The organism is Catenuloplanes indicus, from assembly GCF_030813715.1.
Lineage (GTDB): Bacteria > Actinomycetota > Actinomycetes > Mycobacteriales > Micromonosporaceae > Catenuloplanes > Catenuloplanes indicus.
Genome location: NZ_JAUSUZ010000001.1, coordinates 4,448,980 through 4,462,754, shown reverse-complemented (window position 1 = coordinate 4,462,754; position 13,775 = coordinate 4,448,980). Strand labels below are relative to the sequence as shown.

The following is a 13,775-nucleotide window of genomic DNA, read 5'->3' as shown; positions in this document are numbered from 1 at the left end:
CGGGCGCGATCAGGGGAAACCGTGGGTGGATGCCGCCGCTAGAGTGTTCTGCCGGGGGCGCCCAGCGAGGGGCCGGCACGCGGAGGTACGGCCATCGAGACTCAGGCGAGCGGACAGGTCGACCTGTCCGGCATGAAGGCGCTGCGGTCGGTCATGCGGATCAGGCCGTTCCGGCGTCTCTGGATCGTGCTCGGTGTCGCGTCGCTCGGCGACTGGCTCGGCCTGCTGGCCACCGCCATCTTCGCGTCCGCCCAGGTCACCGGCTCGGCCGCGAAGGGCCTGGTGTTCGGCTCGACGATCGCGGTGCGGCTGCTCCCGGCGCTGGTGCTCGGCCCGGTGGCCGGTGTGCTGGCCGACCGGTTCGACCGCCGGCTCACCATGGTCGTCTGCGACATCCTCCGCTTCCTGCTGTTCCTGTCCATCCCGCTGACCGCGCTGGCGGTGGACAACCCGGGCCTCATCGTCACCTGGGCCGCGATCGCCACGTTCCTGATCGAGGCGATCACGCTGATCTGGATCCCGGCCAAGGAGGCCGCGGTCCCGAACCTGATCCCGCGCGCCCGGCTGGAGATCTCCAACCAGCTGTCGCTGATCACCACGTACGGGATCACGCCGGTGATCGCGGCGCTCAGCCTCTCCGCGCTGGACGCGATCGTCCGCTCCGGCGTGGTGCCACAGCCACCGGAGTGGGGCGAGCCCGCGCAGCTGGCGCTGTACTTCAACGCGTTCTCCCGGCTCGCGCTCGCGGCCGTGGTGTTCTTCGGGATCAAGGAGATCAGCGGCCGCGGCGACCGGCGTGAGCAGCAGGACCAGGGCATGCTCCGGCAGTTCGCCGAGGGCTGGAAGTACGTCGGCAAGACCCCGATGGTCCGCGGGCTGGTGCTCGGCATCCTCGGTGCGTTCGGCGGCGGCGGCATCGTGATCGGCACCGCGAGGTTCTTCACCGCCTCGCTCGGCGCCGGCGACGCCGCGTTCTACCTGCTCTTCGGCACGCTCTTCATCGGTCTCGGCGCCGGCATCGGGCTCGGCCCGGTGATCATCCGCGATCTGTCCCGGCGCCGCTGGTTCGGCATGAGCATCGTGCTGGCCGCCGGTTCGGTGATGTTCCTGGCGTTCGCGATCCACCTGGCCATGGCAATCCTGGGTGCGCTGATGGTCGGCGCGGGCGCGGGTATGGCGTTCCTGGCCGGCACCACGCTGCTCGGCGGCGAGATCGGCGACGACGTGCGCGGCCGGGTCTTCGCGGTGGTCAACACCGGCACCCGGATGATCCTGATGATCGCGATCGCGCTCTCCGGTGTGATCGTCGGCGCCGGTGGCTCCCGGCGCGTGGAGATCGCCGGGTTGAGCATCTCGTTCTCGTCCACCCGCGCGCTGCTGCTGGTCGCGGGCGCGGTCGGGATCGTTGCCGGGATAAGCGCGTTCCGCCAGATGGACGACAAGCGCGGCGTGCCGGTGCTGGCCGACCTGTGGGGCTCGATGCGCGGGCGCCCGCTCTCCGCGGCCGAGCCACGGCACGCGGCCGGTCTGTTCGTGGTGTTCGAGGGCGGCGAGGGCGCGGGGAAGTCCACGCAGGTCAAGGCGCTCGCCGACGCGCTGCGCGAGCACGGCCGGACCGTGGTGGTCACGCGCGAGCCGGGCGCCACCGAGATCGGCGCGGAGATCCGTAACCTGGTGCTGCACGGCTCGCCGCCGTCACCGCGCGCGGAGGCGCTGCTCTACGCGGCCGACCGCGCCCACCACGTCGCCACCGTGGTTCGGCCGGCGCTGGGCCGGGGCGAGGTGGTGATCAGCGACCGGTACATCGACTCGTCGCTGGCCTATCAGGGCGCCGGCCGGACGCTGCCGGTCGAGGAGATCTCCTGGCTGTCCTCCTGGGCGACCGGCGGGCTCAAGCCGGACCTGGTGGTGCTGCTGGACGTGGACCCGAGCGTGGGACTGAGCCGGGTCTCCGGCCGCGGCGAGGGCACCGACCGGCTGGAGAGCGAGGCCACCGCGTTCCACGAGCGGGTGCGGTACGCGTTCCTCGATCTCGCCGCCGCCGACCCGCGCCGCTACCTGGTGCTGGACGCGTCCCGTTCGCCGGAGGAGCTGTCCGGCGCGATCATGGAGCGGGTGCTGGGCATGACCCAGGAGCACGACGATCCCGCGGTCACGGAGAGGAGTGCGGCCTGATGGACGTCTTCGCGGCCCTGATCGGCCAGGACGCGGCCACCACCACGTTCCGGCGCGCGGCCGCCGAGGCGCACGCGCTGGTCACGGCCGGCCGCGGCCTCGGTAACGAGGAGAAGGCCGAGAGCGGTGGCACCCGTACCGGCGCGATGACGCACGCCTGGATCGTCACCGGCCCGCCCGGCTCCGGCCGGCTGGAGGCCGCGCGCGCGTTCGCGGCGGCGCTGCAGTGCCGCACCGGCACCGGCTGCGGTGAGTGCGACGGCTGCCACACCACGCTGACCGGCACCCATGCGGACGTGCGGATGGTGGTCCCGGACGGGCTCTCGATCGCGGTCAAGGACATGCGCGCGCTGGTGATGCGCGCCGCCACCGCGCCGTCCGGCGGGCGCTGGCAGGTCGTGGTGGTGTCGGACGCGGACCGGCTCACCGAGGGCGCCGGAAACGCGCTGCTGAAGGCGATCGAGGAGCCCTCGCCGCGTACCGTCTTTCTGCTCTGTACGCCGTCCACCCACCCGGACGACATCTCGGTGACGATCCGCTCCCGTTGCCGCGTGGTACCGCTGGTGCAGGCACGCCCGGAGGCGCTGGCGGCGGCGCTGGCCGCGCAACAGGGCGTGCCGGCGGACGTGGCGGAGTGGGCCGCCTCGGCCGCGCAGGGCGACGTGGAACTGGCGCGGCGGCTGGCCGCGGACCCGGAGGTGCGCAAGCGGCGCGAGGCGGTGCTCGCGGTGCCGCGCAAGCTGACCAGCGTGGGCGCGGCGTTCGACGCGGCGTCCGCGCTGATCGAGGCCGCGGAGGCGGAGGCGGCCGCGCTGGTCGCGGAGCTGGACGCGACCGAGCGCTCGGACCTGGAGCGGGCACTGGGCGCGGGCGGCACCGGCCGCGGTGCGTCCGGCGCGATCCGGGGCGCCGCGGGCCAGCTCAAGGAGCTGGAGAAGCGGCAGAAGTCGCGGGCCACCCGCGCACAGCGGGACGCGCTGGACCGCGCGCTGGTCGACCTGGCCGGCTTCTACCGCGACGTGCTCACCGCGCAGTTCGGTGCGCCGGTCCGGCCGGTGCACGGCGACACCGCGGCGGGCGCGCGGGCCGCGGCCGGGAAGTGGTCGGCGGAGAGCACGCTGCGCCGGCTGGAGGCGGTGCTCGGCTGCCGCGAGGCGATCACGCTGAACGTCAAGCCGCGCATCGCGGTCGAGGCGATGATGCTGTCGCTCTGGAAGGGCTGATTCCCGCCCACGGGATTTTCATTCTTCGATAGGTTCGTGCGCGCGGGGATTACATCGGCGGCCGTTGACCGGTAGTGTGCTCAGCCGTAACGGAGGGCGCACACTGAGCCATTTCCGGCCTGGCCGGGTGGGAAAGGCTCATCGGTGAGGGAGCCGGGAATGCCCCGCGAAATCGACGAGGCGTGGGTCGACGAGGCCATCGCGCGCTATCGCCGGATCGAGAGCGCGCAGGCCGAATTCGACCGGGCCGCGGCGATCATGGCGGTCACCGTCCGCTCCTCGGACGGCACCGTGGAGGTCGACGTCACCGCGACCGGCGTGATCACGGATGTGCGGATTCTCGGCTCGCTGCACGGCCGCACCGGCCGGGAGCTGTCCGCGGCGGTGACCGCCGCCGTGACCGCCGCGACCGAGGCCGCGCGCTGGGCCCGGGAGAAGCTGCGCGCCGAGGCCCTCGCGGACTACCCGTCCCTCGCGGACTGACTCACTTCAGGGAGCCACGGATGGAGAGCATGCGTGAGGCCGCCGATCGACTCGACGGCGCCGCGTCGACCCTGGACTCGGCGTACCGGAAGCTCGTCGATCTGGAGACTCCCGCCTGGATCGGCGCGGACGCGCCGGGCCGCCTCGGCGAACTGCATCGCGCGCTGCGCACCCAGTGGACCCGCGCGGTCGAGGGACACGCACGGGAGGCCGCGTCCACCGCGGCCCGGCTCGCCGGTGCGGCCGAGTCGTTGCGCATCGCGGCGGCCGCGTACGCCGAGACCGACCACGCCGCCGCCGCCCGATTCCGCGACCGCTAACCGATTCATCGAGGCATCTCCTGAGATGGACCAGCTGGACGCGCTCGCTGAGCCCGCCGCCGACCTGCTGCACCGGGTCGACGGCGCGCTGCACGCCCATGGCGCCCCCACCGAGCACCACCTCTGGCCGCTGCTGCGCCGCCTCGGCGCGCTCACGCTCCCGTCCGTCGAGGCGATCACCGCGCTGCGGCCCGCCCCGTTGCTCGCCGCCGGTGCGTCACTGCGCCAGGTCGGCCGGGAGTACGCGGAGGCGCGCGACACCATCGGCACGCCGCAGGACTGGGCGGGCGCGGGCGCGGAGGCGTTCGAGCGGTACCGGGCCGGGCTTGCCGGCCATCTGGCCGGTGACAGCGCCAGTTTGGCCGGCCACCTGGCGGCCACCGCGGACTACACGGCCGCGCTGGACGCGTGGATCTCGTCGTCCCGGACCGCGCTCGCCTCGGTGCTGGCCGCGTCGCTGGCCTCCGCGGAGGCGGTCACGCTGGTAGCCGGCGCCCCGGACGACGAGATGACCACCGCGACCGCCGCCGCGGAGATCGCGGCGCGCGTGCTGGGCGTGGTCGCGGAGATCGTCGAGACCGGTGAGACGCTGCACGCGGAGTGGACGGAACGGCTGGCCGACATCGGCTACCGGGAACCGGCCGACGAACCGCTGCCCCGGCCGGACAGCGGTGTGCTGCGGACCCGTTACTGATCGCTGTGCGAGTCTGTGCGACAGCGGTGGGGTGCCCGGCCTACGGTGGGCGGCATGGCTGAGCCGAAGACCCAGCGGACCGCGGCGAGCGTGCCTGGCTTCCTCGCGACCGTCACCGACGCCCGCCGGCGGGAGGACGCGGAGAACGCGTGCGCGCTGATGGCCGACGTCACCGGCGCCGAGCCGGTCCTGTGGGGGACCAGCATCGTCGGCTTCGGTGCGTACCGCTACGAGTACGCGTCCGGCCGCAGCGGCGACTGGCCGGCGGTCGGCTTCGCACCCCGGCGCGCGGCGCTGACGTTCTACCTGATGCCCGGTTTCGCCGATTATGACGAGATTCTGGCGCGGCTTGGCCCGCACTCGCTCGGCAAGTCCTGCCTCTACGTCAAACGGCTCGCGGACGTGGACGGCGAGGCGCTGCGCGAACTTGTCGCGGGCGCGTTCACCTACGTCAACGGGCGGACCCTGACGTCCGGGGCATGAACTCCCCACGGGGGTGGCGGCGGCGCCGCGGGGCGGGGTGGCCGGTGCCAGAGCCACTCCGGCCGCGGTGCCGCCGCCGTTTCCTGTACCCCCCGCAGGTTCTGTGGATACCTGCGCAACTGCGCCGGCCCGGTTTCGACACGGTCTCCCCAACTGTCCTGACTGGACGGACGGAGGGCATTGACCGACGGGCTTGAATCGCTTGTATGAGGACAAATGAGCGTGCCATGCACCACTCCCCGATAGTCGCCCCACGACGTAGGGTGAAGGGATGGGGATGCTGTGTGCGGTGAGTTTCAACCGTTATGGGCGCCTGTATTACCTGGATCCAGGCGATTTGCGCCCCGCCGTGGGTGACAAGGTGCTGGTGCCCACCGATGACGGGCCCGAGGTCGCCGAGTGCGTCTGGGCCGCCCAGTGGGTCAGCGAGGACACCGACGGCTTCCCCCGGCTGGCCGGCCTGGCGACGGAGCAGGACCTCAAGCGTGACGAGGCCCAGCGCCGCCGCAAGGCCGAGGCGAAGGTGGCCGCGAAGCGCCTGATCCGCGAGCACGACCTGCCGATGAAGGTGGTCGCGATCGACCATGTGCTGGAGTCCACCGGCGGCAACGGCGGTGCCCGCACCACCATCTACTTCACCGCGCCGCACCGTGTCGACTTCCGCTCGCTGGTCCGCGACCTGGGCGCCACCCTGCGCTGCCGCGTCGAGCTGCGTCAGCTCTCCGCCCGCGACTCCGCCCGCGTGCAGGGCGGCATCGGTTCCTGCGGCCGGGACCTGTGCTGCGCCACGTTCCTCACCGACTTCGAGCCGGTCACCATCCGGATGGCCAAGGACCAGGAACTCCCGCTCAACCCGCTGCGCATCTCCGGTGCCTGTGGCCGCCTCATGTGTTGCCTGAAATACGAACATCCCCTGTACCAGAAATTTCAGGCCACCGCGCCGGCCGTCGGCTCCCGCGTCACCACCGAGCACGGCGACGGCAAGGTCGTCGGGCACAGCGTGCCCCGTGACGAGGTCATCGTGCGCCTCGACGCGGACGGCTCCCGCTGTTCCTGCTCGCGCGCCTCGGTCTGCGGCCCGCGCCAGGCGCACGACGCGGCGTACCCGCAGGGCTGACCGGCGCGCGGCCGGTCTCAGATCCTGATCGGCTCGTCCTCGGCGAGGTGCGGGCGCAGCGGGGTGACCGGGACGATCCACGGGGAGTGCTCGGGGGCGTCCGGTGCGGCGGCCCAGCGGCGGTTGACCTTGCGCAGCGCGATCGGATAGACGGTGAGCGTGCCGTCCGCGGCGAGGTGCATGCGGAGGAACGACTTCGCGTCGTCGATGCCCTGGCCGGCGAAGACCTCGTTGACGTTGACCGTGAAGAAGTTCGCGATCACCAGGTAGAGCGCGAGCAGTTCGGTGCCGAGGAAACCGGCGATCGGTCCGTAGATGATCGCGGCCGTGACGACCTGCCACTCCCAGGTGGACAGCGGGCTGCTCAGCCAGGCCCAGGTGCCGAGCGCGCCCGCCGACAGGTGTGCCAGGCCGTGGGCTATGCCGATCAGCCAGTGTTTGGCGTACCCCTTCTGGCCGATCCTCGGTGGTTTGGCGAACGCGATCGTGGCGCCGAGCACGAAGAAGAGCATCAGGCCCAGCGGCAGCGTCAGCAGCTGCGGCGACGACTCCTCGCCGCGCACGGCGCCGCTCATGGTGAGCATCAGCATCGTGTGCACGATGCCGATGAACGTGGCGAACCCCGGATTGTTGCGCGGCAGGCGCCAGAAGATCCCCGGTAGATAGCTGCGGGATTCCCGTACCGTGGGGAACCGGCCCTTGATCTGGTAGTCGCGGGGCGTGCTGGCGTTCCGGACCAGGGTGTCGCGCGGCGGCACCGTGATCGTCTCGGGCAGCGAGTGTGTCGCGACCAGGTACGCACCGCCGCCACCGCAGGTGATCAGCTCCCGGCCCGGGCCGGAGTAACGCGCGTAATGGTGCAGGTCGCCGCTGACCATCAGGCGCACCGGTGCGCCGGTCGGCGCCAGCACCTTGCGCACGAAATAGTCGACGGAGTCGTACGCGCCCGGCCGGTCCGCGGCCTTTACCCAGGTCGGTGCCGGGACCGCGAGGATGATCCGGTCCTCCGGCCGGATCCGGTCCGCCACGTCCTGAAAGTAATCCAACTGCGGATCGTCGATGTACGACCCGGCCTGCTCGTCCAGGCCCAGCAGCCACCAGCCGTGCGGCAGCTTGATCGCGAAGTACGAGCGTCGCTGCTCGGTGCGCCAGCCGCCGAACTGCGCGTCCCGCCGCCGTGCGAACAGCCGGAGGAACGCGGTGAGCCCGTCGTACCAGTCATGGTTGCCCGGCACCGCGAACAGCGTCGGCTGGACGCCGTCCGGCGGCGCGACCGGCAGCGCGGCCTCGTAGGGCCCCTTCGACCGGTTCTCGTACGCCTCGCCGCTCGCGGTCGGATAGACCTGGTCGCCGCCCATCACCAGCAGCCGGCCGCGCGGCAGCGGCCGGTCCACACCGTCCGGCCGCAGCTGCGGCTGCGCCAGCAGATAGGCGATCGAGTACGTCGCGTCGAACCCGTCGCCCAGGTCGGCCACGTAGTCGATCCACAGCTCGTCGGTGTCGCTGTGGTCGTGGTCCGGGGCCGGGCCGAGCGCGCCCTGCATCTCGCGCTTGTCCAGGTAGGCCCCGAACAGATGCGCCAGCACGGTACGCAGGCCCGCGTTGATCAGCAGCAGCGGCGCCAGCCAGGGCACCGGCCCCTGCGGGGTGAAGCCCAGCTCGCGCGGATCGAGGGACGCGGGACGACGCCGGACGCGGGGCTGCGCCTCCGCCGGCACCTCGGTGGGATCGACGGTCACCCTGGACAATCTATCCGGGATTGTTGCCGATCACTTGACACGCGGTCGACGCCGGTCGATTCGCGGGTTCGCCGTGCGGTCCACCCGCGGCGCTTCAGCGTGCGCCGACGAAGGCGCCGATCGCCTGCACCGCGCGCCGCCGCAGCGTCACCGGCCGCGTATCCTCCCCGGCCGGCGCCTCCTCCACCAATTCGCCCGCCAGCCACGCCGCGACCGCGCCGAACAGCAGCACCAGCACCTCGACCGCCACCAGCATCGCCCCGGCCGCCCGTTCCGGATCGCCGACCCGGATCAGCCAGATCACCGCGAACATCGCCAGCACGCCACCGTTGATCAGCCCGTGCGCGATCGCGACCCGCCGCGCCCGCGTCCCCGCCCGCAGGAACAGCAGGTCGACAAAACCGGCCAGCCCAGCGATTCCCGCGGCCAGCAACCCGCCGACCACCTGCCAGTATCCCGCCAACGCGAGCAGCGACGGCCCACCCATCAGATGGAAGAGATCGAAGATGATCCCGGTCACGAACAGGCCCATCGGCAGCATGAAGAGCATCAGGTGGACCGAGTGCCCCGAAACCTTGAGCCGGCTCTCCACGATCGTCACCCGCTCCCACATCGCCCAGCGCGCCATCGCGAAGTGCGGTACCCGGGCCTACATATACCAAAACGCTGACCCGGAGTGACACGACACGCACAGATGATGACAGTTCCGGCCGTCATGACGGGGCGTCGGGCCGGCCGGAGACGTTCAGCCTGCCCTCGCCAGGACCGGTTCCGCGGCGGCCGTGGCGCTCTACCGCGGCCTGCGCGCCGGAACCAGCGGCTTCTGCCTCAAGAGCATGCCCGTCGAGGAACTGCTCGGTGCCATCCGGATCGTGGCGCGCGGTGACGCCCTGATCGATCCGTCCGTGACCCGCCGCCTGGTCACCCGCTTCGCCGACGGCCTGGCTCCCGCAACTGCCGGCGCATCTCGTGACCTCGGCCGGCTGACCGCACGAGAGCGCGAGATCCTGCTGGAGGTGGCCCGCGGCTACTCCAACGCCGAGATCGCCGCCCGCCTCTACGTCGGCGAGCAGACCGTCAAGACCCACGTCTCGCACGTGCTCACCAAGCTCGGCCTGCGCGACCGCATCCAGGCCGTCATCTACGCCTACGAGAACGCCCTGCTCTGACGCTGACACGACGAAGCCCCTGGTCACCGGAGTGACCAGGGGCTTCGTGCTGCTGAGCCGCCTGACGGAATCGAACCGTCGACCTTGTTATTACGAGTAACACGCTCTACCGACTGAGCTAAGGCGGCAACGCCCACTCAATATACGTCACGCCGGGAGGTGACCGACACGGAGATCCCCCTCCGCGCGTCGGAAGGTCGTCGGGGCAGGTCACAGCGGGGGTGGGTTTCGGCGCGGGGCGGGCGGGAATGCCGGGGGCGAAACCGAACGGAAGGGATGACCGAGATGAGTGCGGTGCTGGAGGGCAAGCGGATCGCGTTCCTGGCGACGGACGGGGTGGAGGAGGTCGAGTACACCCGGCCGCGGCAGGCGGTGATCGACGCGGGCGGCACGGTGGAGCTGGTGTCGATCAAGTCCGGTGAGATCCAGGCGATGGAGCACATGGACAAGTCGAAGACGTACCCGGTGGACAAGGTGGTGGGCGACGCCAGCGAGCAGGAGTACGACGCGCTGGTGCTGCCCGGCGGCGTGGCGAACCCGGACTTCCTGCGCGCGGACCCGGACGCGGTGCGGTTCGTGCGGTCGTTCTTCGACGCGCACAAGCCGGTCGCGGCGATCTGTCACGGGCCGTGGACGCTGGTCGAGGCGGGCGTGGTGGACGGGCGCACGCTGACGTCCTGGCCGAGCCTGCGCACCGACCTGGCGAACGCGGGTGCGACCTGGGTCGACGAGGAGGTCTACGTCGACAACGGACTGGTGACCAGCCGCAACCCGGACGACCTGCCGGCCTTCTGCGAGAAGATGGTCGAGACGATCGCCGAGGGGCCACACGTCCGCCAGCACGCCTGATCAGGACAGTGTGGAGACGGGCAACGAGCCCTCGGCGTACGACGAGCGCACCTGCTTCTTGTCGAACTTGCCGACCGACGTCTTCGGGACCGCGGGGATGAACGCCCACCGCTCCGGCAGCTGCCACTTCGCCACCCGGGAGGACAGGAATTCCTGGAGTTCCGCGGCGGTGGCGGACAGCCCTTCGCGGAGCACGACGGTGGCGAACGGGCGCTCGCCCCAGCGGTCGTCGGGCACACCCACCACGCACGCCTCCTGGACGGCGGGGTGCGCCATCAGGTGGTTCTCCAGCTCGACCGAGGAGATCCACTCTCCACCGGATTTGATCACGTCCTTGGCGCGGTCGGTGAGCGTGAGGAAGCCTTCGGGGGAGAGCGTGCCGACGTCGCCGGTACGCAGCCAGCCGTCCCGGAACTTCTCCGGGTCCGGCCGGTCCTCGCCGAGGTAGCCGGCGGTGACCCAGGGGCCGCGGACCTCCAATTCGCCGACCGACTCGCCGTCGGACGGCACCACGTCGCCGAGCGGGCCGACGATCCGCGCGGCCACGCCGGCCGGCACCCGGCCCTGCGTATACCGGTAGGGCCACGGGTCGACACCGGCCGGCGGGCGGGACACGGAGCCGAGTGGGGACGTCTCGGTCATCCCCCAGGCGTGCACGATCGTGATCCCGTACCGCTCCTGGAACGCGTGCATCAGTGCGGGCGGGCAGGCCGAGCCGCCGACGATCACCTCGGTCATCGACGAGACGTCCGCCGGCGCGGCGTCCAGGTTAGCGAGCAGGTCGGTCCAGATGGTCGGTACGGCCGCGGCCTTGGTCGGGCGCTCGGCCGTGATCATCGGCACGATCGCGGCACCGGCCATGAACCGGTCCGGCAGCACCAGCGACGCGCCGGACATGAAGCACGCGTACGGCAGGCCCCAGGACATGGCGTGGAACATCGGCACGATCGCGAGCATGGTGTCGTGCGTGCTGAGCCCGAACGACTCCGGCGTGCACACCTGCATCGAGTGCAGCCAGATCGAGCGGTGCGAGTAGGCCACGCCCTTCGGGTTGCCGGTGGTCCCGGACGTGTAGCAGAGCGCGGCCGCGTCCTGCTCGTCCAGCTCCGGCCAGTCGTAGACGGCGGGCCGCCCGGCCACCAGCTCGGACCAGGAGTGCACCTGCCAGGGCCCGGCCGGGACCGCGGCGGCCGAGCCGTTCACCACCACGTGCTCGACCGTCTTCAGCGAGGGCAGCGCCTTGGCCAGCAGCGGGACCAGCGTCTCGTCGACCAGGATCACCCGGTCCTCGGCGTGGTTCGCGATGTAGGTCAGCTGCTCGGGGAACAGCCGCAGGTTGAGCGTGTGCAGCACCGCGCCCATGCTCGGCACCGCGAAGTAGGCGGTCAGGTGCTCGGCGTTGTTCCACATGAACGTGGCGACGCGCTGGTCGCCGGTGACGCCCAGTTCGTCGCGCAGCGCGTGGGCGAGTCGCGCGGCGTCCGCCCCCACCTGTGCGTACGTGGTTCGGCGTGCGCCGGCGCCGGTCCAGGTGCTCACGTGCGCCCGGCCGTGCACGGTGCTGCCGTGTTCGAGCAGCCGGGAGACGAGCAACGGATTCGCCATCATCGTGCTACGCATGCGCACCAACGTTAGGTGACCGGGGTCACAGTGCGGAAGGGTTCCGGCGCTGTGAAAAACTGCGGACATGGTCAGCATTCCGTGGGCGGACTCGTACATGGGCCAGATTCGCGAGCTGGCCGGCGATCGGGTCCTGATGTTCATCGCCGCGCGCGCGGTGCTGCGCGACGACCGAGGTCGGGTGCTGCTGATCCAGCGCTCCGACAACGGGCACTGGGCGCTGCCGGCCGGTGCGATGGAATTGGGCGAGTCGATCACCCAGTGCGCGATCCGCGAGGTGCAGGAGGAGACCGGGCTGAACGCGCACCGCGTCACGCCGTACGCGATGTACTCCGGCGCGGACTACACGTACACGAACATGTGGGGTCATACCTACCAGCACTTCGTCACCGGTTTCCGGGTCGACGAGTGGGACGGTGAACTACAGCGCGTGACGGACGAGAGCCTGGACGCGATGTGGTTCGACCCCGCCGACCCACCGTTCCCGATCCCGGGCACGGTGCAGCGCACGCTTGACGACCTGGCGGAGTTCGAGCGGACCGGAAGGCTCGTAATGAAGTAGCCCGGCCCCTCAAGATCCGGAATGATTCCGGTACGTGATGGACCTCTCGCCGCTTCGGATCTCGCGTGACTTCCGGCTGATCTTCTCGGCGTCCACGGTCTCCGGCCTCGGCTCGTACATCAGCCTCATCACGATCCCGTACCAGGTCGCGCAGATGACCGACGACCCGCTGATGGTCGGTCTGCTGGGCGTGGCCGAGCTGGTGCCGCTGATCTTCATGTCGTTCGTCGGCGGCGCGCTCGCCGACTACGTGGACCGCCGCCGGCTGGTGCTGATCAGCGAGGCCGCGCTCGCGATGCTGGCGCTGGTCCTGCTGCTCAACTCGCTGCTGGCGGAAGCGCACCTGTGGGTGCTCTTCCTGGTTGCCGGGCTGGCCGCCGCGTTCGAGGGCATCCAGCGCCCGGCGCTGGAGGGCACGATCCCGCGCGTGGTGCCGCTGGAGAAGCTCCCCGCCGCGATCGCGCTGAACTCGCTCAGCGGCCAGGTTCGGCAGCTGGCCGGCCCGGGCCTGGCCGGTGTGCTGATGGCGACCGTGGACCTGCATTGGGTGTACGCATTCGACCTGCTCACGTTCGTGGTGTCGCTGTGCTGCCTGTGGCTGGTGCGGGCGGTGCCTCCGCCGCCGGCCGCGGAGCGCCCGTCGGTGCGGTCCGTGGTCACCGGAATCCGGTACGCGCGCAGCCGTCCGGAGCTGCTCGGCACGTACCTGGTCGACATCAACGCGATGTTCTTCGCCATGCCGTCCGCGCTCTACCCGTTCCTGGCCGACGACCTCGGCGGCCCCGAGGTGCTGGGCCTGCTCTACGCCGCGCCCGCGATCGGGTCGATGCTGGCCTCGCTCACGTCGAGCTGGACCGGGCGGATCCACCGGCACGGCCTGATGGTGGTGCTGGCGGCCGGTGCCTGGGGCGTCGGCATCATCGGTGCCGGCCTGGCCGGCGAGCTGTGGCTGGTGGTGGCGTGCCTGGCGTTCGCCGGTGCGGCGGACATGATCTCCGGCGTGTTCCGGATGACGATCTGGGGCCAGACCATCCCGGACCATCTGCGCGGGCGCCTGGCCGGCATCGAGATGATCTCGTATTCGGTCGGGCCGCTGCTCGGCGGTACGCGCGCCGGCCTGGTCGCCCGGGTCACCGGCGTGAGCGGCTCGATCGTCACCGGCGGCATCCTGTGCGTGCTCGGCACGGTCGCGCTCGCGGCCGCGCTGCCGTCCTTCCTCCGGTACGACGGGCGCGACGGCCTCGAACGCAAGCGCGCGGCCGACCGGGAGTGGGCAGAGCGCTCAACCACCTGACCGAACGGCCGATGGGAGGGTCGACCAGGGCGCCCGGACGGAACCGC

At 71.4% G+C, this 13,775-nt stretch carries 14 protein-coding genes and 1 tRNA gene; 11 read left to right on the top strand and 4 right to left on the bottom strand.

Going from position 1 to position 13,775, the window contains the following annotated elements:
• Nucleotides 1–132 precede the first annotated feature (132 nt).
• From tmk to J2S42_RS20015, 7 genes are all read left to right on the top strand, one after another.
• A complete protein-coding gene (gene tmk / locus J2S42_RS20045; RefSeq protein ID WP_307241349.1) occupies nt 133–2,175 on the top strand; it encodes a dTMP kinase in 2,043 nt (680 codons plus the stop codon).
• Nucleotides 2,172–3,398: a DNA polymerase III subunit delta' gene (locus J2S42_RS20040; RefSeq protein WP_307248871.1), complete on the top strand. Its 1,227-nt coding sequence runs from the start codon at nt 2,172–2,174 to the stop codon at nt 3,396–3,398. The genes tmk and J2S42_RS20040 overlap by 4 nt, the downstream gene beginning before the upstream one ends.
• 159 nt (nt 3,399–3,557) lie before the next feature.
• Nucleotides 3,558–3,881, top strand: a complete 324-nt coding sequence (locus tag J2S42_RS20035) for a YbaB/EbfC family nucleoid-associated protein (RefSeq protein ID WP_307241347.1) — start codon at nt 3,558–3,560, stop codon at nt 3,879–3,881.
• A 20-nt stretch (nt 3,882–3,901) separates the two neighbouring features.
• On the top strand, nt 3,902–4,201 hold the full coding sequence (locus tag J2S42_RS20030) for a type VII secretion target (RefSeq protein WP_307241345.1): 300 nt from the start codon (nt 3,902–3,904) through the stop codon (nt 4,199–4,201).
• Nucleotides 4,202–4,226: 25 nt separating this feature from the next.
• Complete coding sequence (locus J2S42_RS20025) at nt 4,227–4,895, top strand: hypothetical protein (RefSeq protein ID WP_307241343.1); 669 nt, start codon at nt 4,227–4,229, stop codon at nt 4,893–4,895.
• Nucleotides 4,896–4,949: 54 nt separating this feature from the next.
• Complete coding sequence (locus J2S42_RS20020) at nt 4,950–5,378, top strand: DUF1801 domain-containing protein (RefSeq protein ID WP_307241342.1); 429 nt, start codon at nt 4,950–4,952, stop codon at nt 5,376–5,378.
• Between the two features lie 271 nt (nt 5,379–5,649).
• Complete coding sequence (locus tag J2S42_RS20015; protein ID WP_307241340.1) at nt 5,650–6,495, top strand: PSP1 domain-containing protein; 846 nt, start codon at nt 5,650–5,652, stop codon at nt 6,493–6,495.
• Nucleotides 6,496–6,512: 17 nt separating this feature from the next.
• Here the strand turns inward: J2S42_RS20015 and J2S42_RS20010 are convergent, their stop codons facing one another.
• Both J2S42_RS20010 and J2S42_RS20005 read right to left on the bottom strand, forming a co-directional pair.
• Complete coding sequence (locus tag J2S42_RS20010) at nt 6,513–8,234, bottom strand: metallophosphoesterase family protein (RefSeq protein ID WP_307241338.1); 1,722 nt, start codon at nt 8,232–8,234, stop codon at nt 6,513–6,515.
• A 94-nt stretch (nt 8,235–8,328) separates the two neighbouring features.
• Nucleotides 8,329–8,826, bottom strand: a complete 498-nt coding sequence (locus J2S42_RS20005) for a DUF2231 domain-containing protein (RefSeq protein ID WP_307241336.1) — start codon at nt 8,824–8,826, stop codon at nt 8,329–8,331.
• A gap of 190 nt (nt 8,827–9,016) precedes the next feature.
• Between J2S42_RS20005 and J2S42_RS20000 the strand changes: the two genes are divergently transcribed.
• A complete protein-coding gene (locus J2S42_RS20000; protein ID WP_370879209.1) occupies nt 9,017–9,403 on the top strand; it encodes a LuxR C-terminal-related transcriptional regulator in 387 nt (128 codons plus the stop codon).
• A 55-nt stretch (nt 9,404–9,458) separates the two neighbouring features.
• Here the strand turns inward: J2S42_RS20000 and J2S42_RS19995 are convergent.
• Nucleotides 9,459–9,531 (bottom strand) — tRNA-Thr (locus J2S42_RS19995).
• 157 nt (nt 9,532–9,688) lie between these two features.
• Here J2S42_RS19995 and J2S42_RS19990 point away from each other — a divergent pair.
• Nucleotides 9,689–10,252, top strand: a complete 564-nt coding sequence (locus J2S42_RS19990; RefSeq protein ID WP_307241335.1) for a type 1 glutamine amidotransferase domain-containing protein — start codon at nt 9,689–9,691, stop codon at nt 10,250–10,252.
• Here J2S42_RS19990 and J2S42_RS19985 read toward each other — a convergent pair whose 3' ends face one another.
• Nucleotides 10,253–11,872 carry a fatty acid--CoA ligase gene (locus J2S42_RS19985; RefSeq protein ID WP_307241333.1) on the bottom strand — a complete coding sequence of 540 codons (1,620 nt, stop codon included), beginning with the start codon at nt 11,870–11,872 and terminating at the stop codon, nt 10,253–10,255.
• 67 nt (nt 11,873–11,939) lie between these two features.
• Here J2S42_RS19985 and J2S42_RS19980 point away from each other — a divergent pair, with 67 nt between their 5' ends.
• Both J2S42_RS19980 and J2S42_RS19975 read left to right on the top strand, forming a co-directional pair.
• A complete protein-coding gene (locus tag J2S42_RS19980) occupies nt 11,940–12,434 on the top strand; it encodes an NUDIX domain-containing protein (protein WP_307241332.1) in 495 nt (164 codons plus the stop codon).
• A 37-nt stretch (nt 12,435–12,471) separates the two neighbouring features.
• A complete protein-coding gene (locus J2S42_RS19975; RefSeq protein WP_307248869.1) occupies nt 12,472–13,728 on the top strand; it encodes an MFS transporter in 1,257 nt (418 codons plus the stop codon).
• Nucleotides 13,729–13,775: the final 47 nt, after the last annotated feature.